The sequence below is a fragment of the Pedobacter sp. GW460-11-11-14-TSB4 genome, assembly GCF_059423705.1.
The window spans coordinates 50,896-66,025 of the sequence record NZ_JBWKYI010000006.1; the positions used below are offsets into that span (position 1 = coordinate 50,896).

9 protein-coding genes are annotated in these 15,130 nt (G+C 43.4%); all 9 read right to left on the minus strand.

Annotation, left to right across the window (positions count from 1 at the left end; genetic code table 11):
* Positions 1-33: 33 nt before the first annotated feature.
* Complete coding sequence (locus AC07YT_RS08040; RefSeq protein ID WP_086545098.1) at positions 34-1,794, minus strand: DUF4983 domain-containing protein; 1,761 nt, start codon at positions 1,792-1,794, stop codon at positions 34-36.
* Positions 1,795-1,796: 2 nt separating this feature from the next.
* The gene (locus AC07YT_RS08045) at positions 1,797-3,386 is read right to left on the minus strand and encodes a DUF5008 domain-containing protein (protein ID WP_494945265.1); all 1,590 of its coding nucleotides are present in this window, start codon (positions 3,384-3,386) and stop codon (positions 1,797-1,799) included.
* Between the two features lie 30 nt (positions 3,387-3,416).
* The gene (locus tag AC07YT_RS08050; protein ID WP_086545096.1) at positions 3,417-4,133 is read right to left on the minus strand and encodes a fasciclin domain-containing protein; all 717 of its coding nucleotides are present in this window, start codon (positions 4,131-4,133) and stop codon (positions 3,417-3,419) included.
* 11 nt (positions 4,134-4,144) lie between these two features.
* The gene (locus AC07YT_RS08055; protein WP_086545095.1) at positions 4,145-5,647 is read right to left on the minus strand and encodes a RagB/SusD family nutrient uptake outer membrane protein; all 1,503 of its coding nucleotides are present in this window, start codon (positions 5,645-5,647) and stop codon (positions 4,145-4,147) included.
* A 5-nt stretch (positions 5,648-5,652) separates the two neighbouring features.
* Entirely contained in the window at positions 5,653-8,799 is a 3,147-nt protein-coding gene (locus AC07YT_RS08060; RefSeq protein WP_086545094.1) for a SusC/RagA family TonB-linked outer membrane protein, read from the minus strand.
* A gap of 23 nt (positions 8,800-8,822) precedes the next feature.
* Entirely contained in the window at positions 8,823-9,860 is a 1,038-nt protein-coding gene (locus tag AC07YT_RS08065; RefSeq protein ID WP_145954200.1) for a DUF5007 domain-containing protein, read from the minus strand.
* Positions 9,861-9,862: 2 nt separating this feature from the next.
* A complete protein-coding gene (locus AC07YT_RS08070) occupies positions 9,863-10,525 on the minus strand; it encodes a hypothetical protein (RefSeq protein ID WP_086545093.1) in 663 nt (220 codons plus the stop codon).
* A gap of 11 nt (positions 10,526-10,536) precedes the next feature.
* A complete protein-coding gene (locus AC07YT_RS08075; protein WP_494945266.1) occupies positions 10,537-11,997 on the minus strand; it encodes a RagB/SusD family nutrient uptake outer membrane protein in 1,461 nt (486 codons plus the stop codon).
* A 74-nt stretch (positions 11,998-12,071) separates the two neighbouring features.
* A complete protein-coding gene (locus AC07YT_RS08080) occupies positions 12,072-15,074 on the minus strand; it encodes a SusC/RagA family TonB-linked outer membrane protein (protein WP_086545092.1) in 3,003 nt (1,000 codons plus the stop codon).
* Positions 15,075-15,130 lie beyond the last annotated feature (56 nt).

A 15,130-nucleotide genomic window follows, 5' to 3' on the forward strand; every position in this document is an offset into this window, starting at 1 on the left:
GTTTATGATTTAAAAACTGCATACGAATCATTTTTAGGGGTTAACATTTGAATACACCGGTGAAAACGCTCTGCCGCTAAGCTGCCAGCTAACGTCGATATTGACACCCAGCCACTGCATGATCTGATAGGGAACATCTACCGCATTGGGTACGACATGATAAAAGGCATCTGTTACGGGCGGACAAAGATTTGCACTGTAATTGCTAAATTCATTCCACACATAAGGGCCGCTAAGCTTAAAATTTGCGGTCGTGCCATAAGTTCCCGTACGTTCTTTCAGCACCAGCCCGCTTGATTCATCTCCAGGCCAGTATCCGATCAGATTTTTATAATAAGGATGCGCTTCCGTTATGTTTGTTTGGCAGGATAGCCTCGTGATATCTGCATCCGGCATAGCCACATTGTAGATCTGTAAGTTTGAAATCAATAAATTCGGATTCGCATCGCCATTTGTTGGTATGCGTCCGATACGCAAAGGGCTCACATTATCGATGGATTCAGAGGTTGTGCGGGTTCCGGAACTATTGAATTTACCATCGGTATAGGTTTTTACAGTAGCTACCCCATTCAATCGGCTCATCGTAACAGTAATGACATGCCATTGGTTATCGCTTACATTTCCACCGGCGATCTCGTCTGAAATAGAGGTATTTACCGTATAACCATTTCCTTTGAGAAAAATGATCCAGCCTGCTGATCCGTTAAAATCGGCGGCCCGTTTTGATAGCACGGTCGGATAACCGGCACTTCCCGTAAAGCTGTTTTTGATGAGGAACTGGATCGTTGTAGAAAAATTGGTTCCTAAATTGTACAGATTCACATCGCCCAGCGTTGCATTAACAAAGTTATTATTCGCATAGGTATAGCGTACGGCATAACTATCAAAGGTTACCGCGGTTGTAGCAGGCTGTGGAAGATACTTGGTCGCGAACTTTGAACTGTAATAGATCGTGAATATATTCCGGATCGCATCATCATAAATTGTCGAATTTGGCGGCAGATTAACAGCCACTTTCCCTCCCTTATTTGAGGTGATCACCACCAGCCAATTTTCAGCGTTATAATTAGGGCGGCTCTGCAGGGCGGTCATAATTTCACCGATATACGCATCCACCTGATTGATGGCATTGACATAGGCCGTCGTGGTGCTTTCATAACCAACGGTAGCAGCCACCGTTTCCACGGAATGGAATTGAGCCAATACCAGATCCGGGTTATCATTCTTTAATGCTGCCACCACTGCCGATTTAACATTACCATCGTTGTTTTCAAATGTTTCACGGATGTCGGCCGCTTGCGTAAAGTGATCGGCAAACGCTGCTGAAGCACTAAATGCCGCGGTTTTATAAGAACTATTCGTTTTTTTTAACAAAGTTATAAATGAAGGATAGTTGCTTAGGTTATTACCCGCAAAGTCTTCCGAAGTCACAAAATGTTTTGCCCCTTCAACCCCGGTCATTTGATTTGCCCAGGAATTGGCATTGGTTACCGTTTGTGTGCCATTATTCACCAATGCGTTATAGGTATAAAGTGCGTTTGTTGTCAACTTATATAAATTGGGTGGTGTAATCGCTTTTATGGCATTGCCCCGTGCACCATCAATGATAATGTAAAGCACTTTGGCATGGCCATAGCTGGCTGGGGTCCCGCCATACTCTGACTTGAGCAAATTCGGAAAGTTTTCATTTTTGCATGAAGCCAATAGAACGGAGACCATCAGTACGGCACTGCAGATACAGGTCATGTATCTAAACATTAATGCGGCCGAATTTTGATATGAAGTTTTCATCATCTTTAATTTTTAATTTCCACCTTAACGATATTATTCACGTTTTTATCATCGAATTTCCGGATATACCCCAACAGGATAATCGCCGGTGCACCAATAGTAGAAGTCGTTTCTATTACCTGCTGGATCTGCCCGGAGAAAGTACCCAGGTGATTAAAGGTCTGTAACGCTGAACCATCTGCATTGAGTAATAAAAATCCAGGCCGCGATACACCATTATACTGATCGAACGTTCCGGCAACAAGTACCTTTCCGTTCTTGAGCGATCGGGCAAAATTGACATTCCCTCCGGTGACATCGCCGAACTTAAAATTGGCATCAAGCGATCCGTCCTCCATGAGCATGGCAATTCCCGGGCAGGCTTTGTTATTGAAAGTAGTAAAATTGCCAGTCACCATGATCCTGCGCGAAGTAGAATTGTATTGGACTGTATTGATGTTGCCATTGGCGCCTGTCCCGGTCTGGTAAGTGGCATCAGGCTGGCCGTTTTTGTCTAACCTGACAATATAATTGGCGTTTACACCATTAAATTTTGTAAAATTCCCAACAAGTACAATTTTGCCGTCAGTCTGCATAAAGGCATCATTCACCAGCGCATTGGCACCGGTACTCGTCGGGCCATAATTATAGGTTTCATCCAGTATACCATTTTCATTCATACGGGCCACGGTGAATATGTTTTTAAAGGTATAAGCCCTGGACAGCCGCGTAGATTTAGTATAATCGATCGTAGTATAAGAATTGATATTACCCACTGCAATTACTTTATTGTCTGAGGTTACGAATGTTTTGATGATGGTTTGCTGACCACGGAAAGCACCGTTAAACGCCGGAACGGTATCGAGTCCGTTACTTGGTATTTCGGGTATCTGATTAATTACATTGACCGTTACTGCATCTAAAGACCCGTCTGAATTTATACGGGTAATATTACCAATACCGCCTTTTCTGTAATAAAGGTTATAATTTCCGGCAATGATAAACTTCCCGCTTGCTAAACGTGCCACGCTTAAAAGTGAACCGCCTAAATTCATTCCATCTCTCGTATTCAAGTTTCCGATGCCTCCCAGGGAGTTCACGAAGGCAATCCCCGGATAGTATGATCCTTCATAGCGCAGAAATGAGCCCAGTATCATATAGCCCTGATTGAACTCATAAGCTGAATAAATCGGCCCATCAGTGCCATTGCCGGCACCAAAACCTGCATCAATGGAAATATTTCCGGTAATGGCAAACCTCGGACCGAAAAACACCTGTCCGCCTAACTTTATAGAAGATATTCCAGAACTGATATCGGTAGGAACCTTAATCGTTATGGTGGTATCGGTTACATTGAGTATTGTTGTTTTTTGATTACTGATCAAGAAGTCGAAATTACTCCCATATTTTAGCAAGCCTTTTACCTGAAAAACCACGGTGCTACCTGCGGGTCCTGAGGCAGGTGATGGTGAAGCGGTTCCAAAAGTTACACCTAAGGGTGCCTTCCCTCCGGCATAGGGATCCTCACCAATAATGGCTGACTTCTTACAAGTTGCCAACAGCGAGCTGATCAGAATTGCCGTTAAGAAAAATGGATATTTTAGTTGCTTTCTCATATTTTTATTCATTAGGTTATCTCTTACAGTTTACAATGGCGGCTTAATACCAGCCGCAATGGCCTGCAGAATAAAATTGTTGGTTTGAAATCCAAATACGTGCCTTTGATAAACCAGCACATGTACCACCCCGTTATATGGCTGAATATCGGAAGATGCCACCGGGACATTGACCATTGAACCTATCTTATTGGTAAAATCGGTGATATACGAATAGTATAATTGACGGTATCCGGCATATTTTACTCCGTTTACATCGTTGTACAAAACACCGATATTCATTGGCCTGCCCCCGTTGCTAATATAACCCTGGCCGCCAAAAGTACTTAACTGGGTAGTATCCAGTTGCGGAATATCCTTAAGTAAATACTTCCCTTTTACGATATAAAGCGATAACATATCCTTCCATACTTTCGGATCTATCTGATTGAGTTGCTTTACAGTATCCTGCCCCCGGCCATAAAGGTATTTATTGAGGTTTTTAACTGCCTTATAGATACAAGAACTTGGTGGCGCAAAAAAGGTGATCGTATCCCTGGAAAAAACATCCTGCATTCCGGCCAGCGTAATAACACGCGACAGCGTATCAAAGTAAGCTGGTTTGTCAGCCAGATAGGTCAGAATGGTGCCTTCATATTGTGCTTTGCCTACTCCTGAATCGATATAATAATTGTTGTTTTTGCAGGAAGAAACGGCAACTATAGCGATCAACAGAAAAACGGGGATATAAATGATATATTTCTTCATATGAATTTCTTTTAGTTCCAATATTGATTAAGGGTCATGAAGGGGTTATTGGCCGTAGCCGTTACATCTATCGGCCAGGTCCATGCGCCACGGGCAAAGCCGTCAGCGGTGATTGGTGAAAAAGTAAAATTACCATCTATCGCCTTACGGGTTCTGACCAGATCATAGAAGTAATGGCCTTCTCCCATCAGTTCGCGAACACGCTCGTAGTAGATATCGCTTTTCAGCGCATCTCCGTTTGATGCAATATCCGGTGCCCCGGCCCTTTGCCTTATCAGATTTAATACCGGCAGTGCGTCGTTATCGCGGCCCAGATTAGCCAGCGCTTCGGCACGAAGCAGTACCACATCGGCGTATCTAAAGACCACCTGGTTCCCTACCTGAAGGGAACCTGTGGATGGACCTTGTTTAATATTTACAAACTTGAGCATCTGCTGGGTTCCGTCAGCAGCGTAAAGGTTTGCATCGAACCATTGCGTTTTCCGGTTATCCGTTACATTGGTCGGGTATACCCTGGCCATAAAGGCTGCATCATACCAAATCGTCGAAGTTAAGAAAGGCTGATAGGGTTTGAGCAGTACGTAGTTGGAATATACGGCATTCGGCAGGAACTGTTCAGCGGAATTGGCTTGCTGAACGATTTCAAATAATCCTTCTTTAGAATTTCCGCGGAAAATATCATATGTATTGATCAAAGGCAACAATTGATAAGCGCCACCGCTCTGCGTCATGATTTCTTCGCCAAGTGCAGCAACGGTGGTATAATATCCGAGCTGATTGGCCTGATCAAATCCAGCTTCCCACATGTTAATATGCATCATCAGGGCGATAACACTGCCCCGCATGGCACGTACGGCAACCTTTGCTATATCTGCATAAGTCCAGGGCAGGTCATTTTTAACTGCAGCTAATTCATCATTGCAGTTTTTAAGCACCGTTATCATATTGGTGCGGGGTAATGCTTCTGAATTAAACGCATTCGTATAATAAGGAACATTGCCAAATACGCGAACCATAAAGAAATAACTGATGCAGCGCAGGAAAACGGCCTCTGCCTGATAACTCTTTTTATCCTCAGCAGAAAGCACCGACTCCGGCATTTTCTCAACCTGATCATACAATATATTCGCATTTTGAACAACATTAAAAAAGTTTGTCCATAAGGTGATTGCCCAAAAGGTATCAGTAGGTTTGAGATATTTTGTATTGGAAAGCAATCCTTTTAAATCGTTCTTTCTAAGATAGCTCACATATAATTCGGAAGAATGTTCGGAGGTTATATTGGCCGGAGCACAGCGCAGGTCGCCTGTGGCGACAAAAAAACGGCTATCGCGCATTGTCGCATTACGAAGCAGGTTATATATGCCGCCGGTAAAAGCTTCAACATCCGCTTTCGTTTCCCAGAAATTATTCCCGGAAAGGTTGTCAATTGGCACCACGTTCAAAAATTTCTTACAACCTTCCAGCCCTGTGCACAAGAGTATAATAATGATCAGACAAATTACTTTTTTCATATCCGTTAGAATTGAATGTTTAAACCAAATGTAAAGTTCCGGCTCAGCGGATAACCACCCGAATTATCCCTGCCCAATCCGTCTACACGCTCAGCACTTGGACCGCTGTAATTGCTGAAAGTGGCGATGTTGCTTCCGGTAGCGTAGACCCTGCAGGAGGTAATGCCGAACTTTTTACTAAAAGCCGGATTTAGGTTATATGACAAGGTAATGCTGTTGATTTTCAAATAGGATCCGTCCTCCTGAAACAGTGTTTGTATATATTGAAACGGCCTGACCAGCGCGCTTCTGGTGTAGTCAAACGGGTTTGGATAAGTTGCTACATCACCAGGACTAGTCCAAAAATTATATTGCGAAATCGGCACCAGTGCATTCTGGCTTAGTGGGTTTGAATAGTTTTGAAATAAGCTGGCAGTGGCGTTATTGAGTACATCCCTGCCAATGGTATACGACATGGAGATGTTCATAGAAAATTGTTTATACTGCAGATAAGAACTAAACCCGCCAACAAACCTTGGCTGCGAATTGCCGGTAATTACAAAATCATTGTTATCCAGAATGTAATCACCATTCAAATCGGTCCAGATCGGATCGCCCGCCCTGAAATAACTGCCCTTACTGGCGGTTCCGCCAACACGGTAACGGAGGCCGGTCAATGGATCTACCGGCACATCCTTATCTGTACTGTAAACACCATTGTAGTTAAGCAAAAAATTAGACAGCGAATTAGATCCCAAACGGTTTACTATGGGTTGTCCCAGATCGCCGCCATTGGTAATAATTTGGCGTACCTCATCTGGCAGCGCAGCTAGGTAATCCCTTATGATTGATCCATTAACGGAAAAAGTCCATTTCCACTTACTTTCGGAATTTAATGGCCTAAAGCTTAAATCCAATTCGTAACCCTTGGTAACTACGCTGGTTTCATTGGTACTGATATTCGTAAAAACATTATGGTTAGCAAGGTTCCTGGTACTTAGCTGGAAATCACTTTGTTTATAATAATAATCAAAAGTCAGCGAATATTTCCCCTTCATAAGGCCAAGATCAAGACCATAATCCAGTTGTGTTGAACGGCTGGGCACTAAAGCGGTATTTGGAATAGTCGTCAGGTCAAGCGATACCGTACTGACATTATTATAACTCCCTGAGGACAGGTATTTTCCGTAAACATCATAAATTGTACCTGATGGAACAATTGTTCGCCCCCAACTGGCCCTAACTGAACCGAAATCTAACCAGGTCAGGTCTTTCATGAAATCTTCATAGTTAAAGTTCCACTTTATACCGCCTGCAGGATTCTTTTTCCAGGGATTGTCGGTGCCATTGGTCGAAGTACCATCAATCCGGTAATTCACATCCAGCACATATTTTTTCTTATAATTATATGAGAATGCTCCTGAATATCCCAGCGACCGGTTATCTGGGGTATAGGACGATGAGGTGCCTGACAAAAGGTAATTATATCCTATAGGCCCCTGAATCTGGTCGTTTGGTGTACCGCTGTAGTTAATGATATTATACCTGGATTTACCTATCGATAATTCAGTAAAGCCAAATACACTGAATTCATGCGCGTCATGTAAGCGGTAAACATATTGAAAACTGCTTCGGGAATACAGAGAAGAGTTTTGAGCGCTAAAGGCGTAAACCCTATTATTATTGTTATTTAAAATAGCCGGGCTGAAAGTATTTTCTGTCTGATCGTTGTAATTATAACTGAACTGACTGGAAACCGAAAGCCCGGTGAGCGGCCGATAAGTTAACTGCAGATTGGTGTTAATGCCCGCAATCTTGGAAGCATCATCCACAGTTGCCGCGGCTAGTGCAGAATTGCTGGCGGTATACAGGGAAGGTGCCGGCAAAAGTGAAGATGTATTGCCGGCTGTCGCAACACCTCTTTGTACAAGTGCATTGCCACTTCCCTTGCTGTTTTTCGTCAGCGAATTATTGATATATGCAACCATCGTGAATTTGTTGGACGGTTGATATTGCATGTTCATAGATAGATTATAGCGTGTGAAGCCGGTATTTTCAATAATCCCTTTCTGATCAAATAAGGAGGTAGCTACTTTGTAGTTAAACACCGTAGAACCACCAGACATGGTAAGGTCATGACTTTGATTATAAGTCGTGCGGTAGAAATAACTCTGCCAATCGGTGGAGTTATTATAGTAAGCATTCAAGCTGTCGGCCAGAAAAGGGGTAGAATTGACCGTATTAAGCGCATGATAATAGGCCGTATCGAATTTCATCACCTGGTTGATACGCATGGCACGTTCGCTAATCCCACCGATAACAGTGCGCAGCCCCGGCACGGTACTCACGAAAAACTTACCTGAATAACTGATAATTGGAATTGCCGATTTACCCCGCTTCGTGTTGATAATAATGACGCCATAGGCTCCCCTCGAACCATAAAGTGAGGTTGCTTGTGCATCCTTCAAAACCAGCATTTCGGCAATGTCTTCGGTTGGAATCAGCGCCAGCGGGCTGATCCCTGGCCCGGCCTGATCAAATCCGTATCTCGCACCTGTGGTCATATCCACCGGAATGCCATCAACAACAAAAAGTGGTGAACTGGGCGTTAGATAAGCGTTGCTCCCGCTGCCCACTACATTTATATTTGATATACCACGCAGGGCAATGGTCCCCATCATGCCCGGTGTACCATTATTATTTTGAATGTTTAAACCGGCCACCTTTCCCTGGAGCAGCTCTACAATATTAGCCGCCGGCACATCTTGAATATCTTTGGCCGTTAAGGTTTTAATAGATCCCGTAGACAGCTCCTTTCTTTTTTCCTGATAGCCCACTACCACCACTACTTCGTTCATATTATTTACCTTTTCCTGCATATAAACAATCATTTCCTTACGGGCATGTGCTTTTTGGGTAACATCCTGGTAGCCGACACAACGAAATAAAAGATCTGTTCCGTCTGCAACTTTGACGATAAAGTGCCCTTTATTATCTGTAATACCGACAGCCTTTAAAGTTGCTCCGCTTTTGATATAAATATTAACAGAAGGGATACTTAAGTTTTTCGGCTGCTCCAGTACTGTTCCGGATATGGTAATGCTTTGCGCAAAAACACTGTGATTGAGGACAATCAATCCGAGTATAATAATGAGGGTAAATATTTTCTTCATAATTCCAGCGTCGGTTAGCGTGATTAATTAAACAATGGCGTATCGCCAGAAAAGACCATAATAATTTCCCAGTTGCCTTCTTCGTAGATTGCGAAATCGAAAACAATTGATGAGCTTTCGCGGAATCCGCCGGAATTAAGCCGGTCATAGCTAAAAACAGTGTGGGCCTGGGTTCCGGCTACATTGGTATAAGGCGTTTGAAAGGTTACCAGAGGAATCGGATAGGCCACATCATACTTTACATAAGCTGAGGTTTTTTCCATATTGAAACCGTGTACAAGCGTAGCCCATACGGTCTGGTTAAATTTATTGGGATCAATTACATTAAAGCCCGCATCATAGAAACGGAAAGTCAATGTTTTTCCTCCTGTAGTGGTTGCGTTTGGATTTTTATAGAAAAATATCCGTACATCTTTCAGTGGAATATCCAGTTTGGTGTTCTGCCCGATTACATTGTTAATAGAAAGCGGGTTAACATATGAATTTGCCGCAATTCCATTAACCGGATCGTAGTTAGAAGGCTCATAAGCCCGCTCTCTTTGCGGTATAAGGCGTAAGTTCCTAAAATATTTACTGCCTCCGGTATTACTCACTTTAACATCAAAAACATAGCCCGAATCGGGTTGTGCCCTTACTATGCCCGACTGCGCACCCGCCCACATTAGAAACTCACCGTTATGTTTACGTACGGAAAATAAAGGCTGGTTCTGTATCGTTCTTTTACTGTCAATTTCGGCAATCGTTTTTTCAGTACCTGTATAAGCCTGGGTCCATATTTTTACCGGGTAATTATTGGTGAGTTCGGGCGCCGGCGAGCCATCGGCGGTACGGCGAAGATTAACGATTTCAAAGTCTAGCGGCTGGGTCGAACTCCCCGCATTAAAATTATTGGCAAACAGATTGTTTCGGCCCAGGATTGGTTGATATACCGTCTGCGTAAAGCGGCTATCATTAGCAAAAGCATCGGTATTATCAGGTAAATATTTTGTGCAACCGAACAGGATACTGCTGGTTAACACAATCATTATCCAGTATTCGCAGCGGTGAAATCTATTATTCATGGCTATTTATTAAACTTTAACAAAAATTGATTAAAACCAAAAACATGGTCGGTATTGAGCACGTGGATGATCGCATTCTGCGTTTTTACGTTGATGACAGCAGTATTCGCATTAACCCAGTTTGAAGCGACTGCCGAATTGTTCATGTCTGAAAAAATCAGCTGCTGTTCGCCGTTTCCAACTAATCCCGAAGCGTTCAGGTTGCCATATTGTACATGCATATCGTAGGCATACTTCATTGCAGATTGATTCACTCCATTGGACTGGGTCTTAACATAATCGCTGGTTAATGGCGTTTTCAGAATGTACCTATAAATGATTGTATCCAAGGTGGGGCCATCTATCGAGCTCAAATAAAGCGGGGTTTTCTTTTGAAATGCCCGCTCCCTGTTTAATCCTTTCACTGCATACTCAAAACTTTTATTGGTTACGCCAAAAATGGTCAGGTTACTAACCTTTAAACTATCACTTAAAGCAGGGAAGCGGTTAACCACGAGCATAAGGGAATCAAAAACACCAGGTTGGGTTTTCAGATAATCCAGTGCCGTGCCCTTGTAATTGATGGTTACCGGTTCAAAATTGTAATACGTATCATCACCTTTTTTACAGCCTGCCAAAAACGCGACCGTAAGAACCAGGATGAGAAAATTATATGTCTTTTTCATGTGCGTTCGGATTATTTCCAATAAGGGTTTTGCTGAATAAGGCTGTTAGCCGATAAAACACTGGTTGAAACCGGCCAATAAATTCCGCCCGTTTGAATAAGTCTGCTGAAGGCTGTATCCTTTTGGCGGATTTTATGATAGCGGATGAGGTCATACCACCTCCAGCCTTCGCCCATTAGTTCGCGCCGGCGCTCGGCAAATATGGCATCTACAATATTTGCTGTTGATGTTTGTAAAAATAAGGGCACCCCTCGGTTTTGCCGGATCAGATTCAGATACCTGATTGCTTCATCCCGGCGGTTGAGGGCAGCCATTGCCTCTGCCCGCAAAAGCTGTATATCCTCCAGGCGTGAAATAAGCATTGCCGACCCGAAAACCGGATAACTACCATCTGATACACCATCTCTAATCACTTTTATCTTACTGAAAACCGGAGTGCTACTGTTATAACCTGTAATATAATTTGTCCAGAATGTTTTGGCCAGGGTATCCGTGCCAAAACGAAAATCATAAGCGTCGGTAAAGATGCTGCTCAAAGTATCTCTGCTCACAAAAATCTGTGGCTTCACCCGCGCCACAAAAGGCTGGGCAAGCGTGAGATCTTCCAGGTGGCCTGCACCGCTGGATTCTCCATTAAAATCTATTGCGCCGAAGGCCACAAGTTGTGCAGGCTGACGACCTTGAAATATGCCGTTAGCTGCGGTAAGATAGCCTATAGAAGAGGCAGTGATGCCTGCTTTAGCGGCATTGTCCATAACCAGCCCGGCATAAACATCGGTATTTACATAATTGCCCTGCCAGGCAGACATGTGAGCCAGAATCGCGTAGGCTGAAACTTTATTGAGCAATACGCCCGTCCAATTTGACTGATTAAAACCATAATAAGTTTGTGGTGAAACGCCATAATAATAAGGCAGATCGATTGCTGCGGCCTGTAATTCCCTTTGAGCGTAGTCTAAAACTGTTGTCGCACTTGTACGGCCTATCGCCGGAAATGTACCATTATCATAAGCATAGGTTACTAATGGTACATCACCCCAAATCCTTACCAGATAAAAATAAGCCAGGGCCCGAAGCGCACGGACCTGCGCAATATCGAGAACCAGGTTGGCCTGCGAATATTTAGGATCGGCCTTAACCACGGCTGGTGCATGCTCAATAAATACGGCCGCACTGTTAATCACGGCATAAAAACGACGCCAGTCAGCCAAATCTTTGATCATTGGAAATGAAGCATTCAGTTGATTCCTGATAGCGGCATCCAGATCAGGCCTATTGTAAGAACTGAAATCTCCGAAGCGCAGATCGCCATAAACCCATTGTGCATAGTTATTGGCAAGTGCTGAACGAAAAAGGCCATATACGCCCATCAACGCAGACCTACTGTCGTTAATCGAGGTCCATTGCAGGTTTTCAGGCGAAACCTGTGTTGAGGACTGGTCAAGTGCTTTCTTGCAGGATATTCCCGCCATCAGCATTATGGTGAGCATTGTACATACAGCCGCTCTCGCTATCAGATTATTTTTTATATAGGAATACATAGCTTCTATAAATTCAATTTAAAACCAACAATGAACGAACGGGGGATTGGCAACCCGTATCCGCTATACAGACCGTTAAAGTCGATCAGCTCAGGATCAGTGCCTTTAAAACCAGTGATTGTTGCCAGATTGGCGCCGGTTACATATAAAGCAGCATTCCTTAGCTTACTCGAACCTTTCTTAAAAAGCATGTCTGTAAAATCATAGCTAAGGGTAACAGCGCGAAGTTTCAGGTAGGATGCGTTTTCCAGGAAAAGATCCTGATTCAACTGGTAAGGGATCACAGCGCTCCAGGGATTATAAACCGGGTACTTTTCAATAATTACATCTTTTTGCCAGAAAAATATTTCCTGCACCCCGCGGATATCACTTGTAGCGGTGAGGTTGGCAAAATTGAATTTGTTCGACGCACGGCTGTTCAACGCATCCTGCCCTAAGGCGAAAACGACATTAACGTTCAGCTCGAGTTTTTTATAACTGAAACGATTGTTCCATCCACCGGTTAGCGCAGGCATGCTATGGCCTTTCAGTACCTTATCATTATCGTCAATCACATAATCACCGTTCTGGTCTTTCCATTTCGGATCACCGGCAGAAAAACTAAGGCCGTAATAACTCAACGGCTTGTTGTTTACGGGGTTTACCTGGATCTCTCCGGCACTTGTATAAATACCATTGTTCTCCAGCAGCCAAAACTGGTCTATAGATTTACCGACCTGCAGTTTCCGGTTGCCCAACACCAGTGTCTGCTGGCCATCAGGAAGTGCACTTAACCGGTTTTGATTAACCGCAGCATTAATTGAAGAATACCAGTTCAGCTTTTTACTGCCTTTAATCACAGCAACCCCTACAGCCGCCTCTATACCTCGATTAGTGACCGACAAACCGTCTTTCCACGTTTGCGTATAGCCCAATTCTTCCGGAACCGGTACAGCGATGATCTGGTTTTTATCCTGTTTATGATAAATCCCGACAGAAAAGTCAACACGGTTCAATATCGTTCCCTTAACATTAAGGTCGATTTGATCGCTATATGGCCAGCCCAGCTGATAACCTACCCAACCAGTTGAATAAGGCCGCGACAATACTGCCGAAGCGTTATAGGAAAATATGTCTGGACTATTGTTATAACCCAGGTCTACAGTATACTGCGGGCCTTCTGAAAATTTATCGTAAGTAATTAATTTACCTATCCTTGCGGCAGATAGGTTTACGGCAAGGTTATTTATCTTTTTGTTGTCTTTCAGTAAAAACTTTTTCAAGTCCCAGTTGATACTCAAGGCAGCTGTTGGAAGCCAGCGATGATCTGGCTGCACATTACTGCTACCATCTACCCTGAAAGTACCGTTTACGCTTAAAAAGTCTTTAAAATCATATTTAACTGAGGCAAATGAGGACATAAGTGTCATTGTCTCCTTGTCGGTATATCCATGAATAATAAAGCCTGCACCGGTGCTGGGCACTTTGATAAAATCATTAGCACCATGATAGGCCTGCGAGTAATTATAGCGGTGGATATCTGATTGTATCATGGTTCCTGCCGAGAATAAAAAACTGTGATCGCTATTGAGTTCTAAATTGTAATCTGCGGTATTGCTCCATATTGCGCGCTGATTGTAACCGAAATACCCGGAAGCATAGTTGATCCCATTCATCAGTGTTGAAGGGTAAAATGTATTTCTCAGGCCTTCGTTGTAATCGAAAGATATCTTAGTGGTATAACGGATCTTCTTTAACAGAAAATTCAAAGCCACATACCCTTGAATGGCACTATTAATATTTTCATCTATGGCATTGTCATAAATTGACAGGAGGGATTGATAAGTATCACCGGAAGGTGCAATGGGTATATTGATATCGGGTATATATTCCATCTCGGCAAATCGGTCGCGGAGGTTTTTATTTGGTTTCCTGTTTAAGCGGGTGGCATTTACCATACTCGAAACGGTTAACCAGCTAAAAGGCACCATATTAATAAAAAAGCTGGCGCTTGATCGATCAAGGGAACTTTGATCTGCAGAACCGCGATCTGATGTATGCGACCCGAAAAAGCGGAAATTTGCGCGATCATTACCTCCCGTGATGCTGAGATCGACATTCAGCAATGGATTGTTTTGATAATAAAGATCAGACCATTGGGAGGCACCATAATATCTGGCATTGGTCTGGTCATATAAAAATGCAGGGTAGGTTGCCTTTTGTCCTGCAGTAGCATATTTATCATAAAACATCCTTCTAAAATCGTTTTCATAAGCCGCATTGGTCGTCGAAATATTTGCAGGTTTGGTTGCCTGACCGTAATAGCTGTTAACCTCGATCTGTTTTTCACCTGACTTAGCGTTTTTAGTCACGATCCAAATGGCGCCATTAGCAGCCTCCGGACCTAATCTGGCAAGCTGGGCAGGGTCTTTTACCACATCAATCGATTTGATATTATTAACACTGAACTGGGAAAGCAGGTTAGTTGCAGGGCCGATCGGATTAAAGTCATAACCCTGAATGTTGTAAACGAAGGGGTGATCACCTATAAGCGGGATGCCATTAAGATACACAGCAGGTTGATTACCATACCGGTCTTTATTAGTAATCAGTGGTGAGGTTAACCCCCTGATGGTCATAGCTTGTAACGTACCTGGTTCTCCGCTCTTTTCCTGCACGTATAAACCAGCCGATTCTCCCTTCAACATTTGCTGAATGGTTGTAAACGGTGTTTGTGCTAATTGGCCTGCCTGAATATGGTCGGAATGCGCTATACCCTGAACCACATTTTCTACCCGATCGCGAAATGAACGTACTTTGAGGGTATCAGTAGGTTTGAGCGATCTTATAGCATCTTTTCTCAAACTGTCTTTGCGCAGCGAATCCTGTGTAACCAGTGGCTTGACCGGAACTTGCTGATACGACCTGAAAACGCTATTACTTCCCCATGCAGGAGAATTAGCAAAAATGCATAACAGCGCACAATAGCGCATCCAAATCGTAACTTGACGAAGTAAAAGTTTAATCATACTGGCTCAATATGGTTTATATTGGTTTGTTTGCAGGCGGCATCTTTTCAGTGGAA

Coding starts and splice junctions, on each gene's coding strand:
- AC07YT_RS08050 (WP_086545096.1), bottom strand. CDS start 4,133: ATGAAGAAATATATCATTTATATCCCCGTTTTTCTGTTGATCGCTATA.
- AC07YT_RS08060 (WP_086545094.1), bottom strand. CDS start 8,799: ATGAAGAAAATATTTACCCTCATTATTATACTCGGATTGATTGTCCTC.
- AC07YT_RS08080 (WP_086545092.1), bottom strand. CDS start 15,074: ATGATTAAACTTTTACTTCGTCAAGTTACGATTTGGATGCGCTATTGT.
- AC07YT_RS08040 (WP_086545098.1), bottom strand. CDS start 1,794: ATGATGAAAACTTCATATCAAAATTCGGCCGCATTAATGTTTAGATAC.
- AC07YT_RS08075 (WP_494945266.1), bottom strand. CDS start 11,997: ATGGCGGGAATATCCTGCAAGAAAGCACTTGACCAGTCCTCAACACAG.
- AC07YT_RS08070 (WP_086545093.1), bottom strand. CDS start 10,525: ATGAAAAAGACATATAATTTTCTCATCCTGGTTCTTACGGTCGCGTTT.
- AC07YT_RS08045 (WP_494945265.1), bottom strand. CDS start 3,386: ATGAGAAAGCAACTAAAATATCCATTTTTCTTAACGGCAATTCTGATC.
- AC07YT_RS08055 (WP_086545095.1), bottom strand. CDS start 5,647: ATGAAAAAAGTAATTTGTCTGATCATTATTATACTCTTGTGCACAGGG.
- AC07YT_RS08065 (WP_145954200.1), bottom strand. CDS start 9,860: ATGAATAATAGATTTCACCGCTGCGAATACTGGATAATGATTGTGTTA.